Below are 1,189 nucleotides of genomic sequence, written 5' to 3'. Positions count from 1 at the left end.
TAGTAGGCCGACGTGTCGATCGTCGCGGCCAACGACGGCGACGCCGACGCCACGACAACCGCGGACGGCACCGCGAGGGCGGCGATCGCGAGCGCCAACCACCGCCTGGGGTTCTTGAGCATGGGGAAGACCTTTCGTGGGGGGTAGGAGGGTCAGCCGACCGGGTTCCAGCCGTCCGAGCCGGCGAGATACCTCTGGGGCGTGTAGTTGGGCGCGTCGGCGTCGGAGAGCTGCGGCCGGTTGCTGTTCGTACCGGCGCCGGCGCCGTTGTTCCGGTACTCCCGGAAACGCGCGTTCTGCCAGACGTTCGACGACATGTTGGTCCACGGCTGCGCGGTGTTGATGTGCGCGCCGAGGGTGGATTCGCGGTACAGCACCTGCGCGTCCGGACCCCACGGGCGGCCGAGGCTGCTGGAGTTCGCGGCCGCTGAGCTGGTCAGGTTGCACCGGTAGAACAGGAAGCCGTACGCCCGCGTGGCCGGCGTGCGCGCCGCGGTGACGGGGCCACCGGTCGAGCGCTTCTCGTGGATCTGCGAGCTGTGCATGACGGCGATGCCGTCGCCGAAGATGAAGTCGACGGTGCCCTCGATGTAGGAGTTGCGCACATACGATCGGGCGGTCGCCCCGACGAGGAAGGTGTCCTGGTCACCGAGCAGCCGCACGTTGGTCAGGATCGACCGGTCCGAGTTGAGATACAGCGCCACCGCCTGGTGCCCCGCCTGGTTGGCGTGCGCCGCCTCGTCGAAGTCGTTGGAGACGGTCAGGTTCGTCGCCTGGAACCCGCGCCCGGACACCGTCGCGGTGGCGCTGCCGTTGGTGCCGTACGTCGTGCCGTCGGGCTTGAGGGTGCCGGCCGAGTGGTTTTCGACGAGTACGACGTTGGACGGGCCCGCGCCGAGGCCTTGCAGGTGAAGGTTCGTCTTGTTCGACGGCACGGAGAACACGCCACGGTAGGTGCCCGGCTTGATGGCGATGGTGATCGTACTCGCGCTGTTGGCGGGCGCGGCGTTGATGGCGGCTTGCACGGTCGTGTGCTGCCCGCTGCCGTCGGCGGCCACCACCATCGAACCGGCGGGCGGCGTGGTGGACCCACCAATCTTGTGCATCATCCACTGCTGGTTGGTGCCATCGGTGTCGGTGTACTGCGAGATCCGCCCACCGTCCGCAGTGGACCACTCCCACACATCCA

General features: G+C 68.4%; 1 protein-coding gene. It reads right to left on the bottom strand.

Going from position 1 to position 1,189, the window contains the following annotated elements:
* Positions 1 to 152: 152 nt before the first annotated feature.
* Positions 153 to 1,189: pectinesterase family protein (locus tag QMG73_RS46115; RefSeq protein ID WP_281906510.1), on the bottom strand; the 1,037-nt coding region annotated here is incomplete at its 5' end.

The sequence above is a fragment of the Phytohabitans aurantiacus genome, from assembly GCF_027923225.1.
Classification (GTDB): domain Bacteria; phylum Actinomycetota; class Actinomycetes; order Mycobacteriales; family Micromonosporaceae; genus Phytohabitans; species Phytohabitans aurantiacus.
This window is presented reverse-complemented; position numbering and strand designations above follow the sequence as displayed.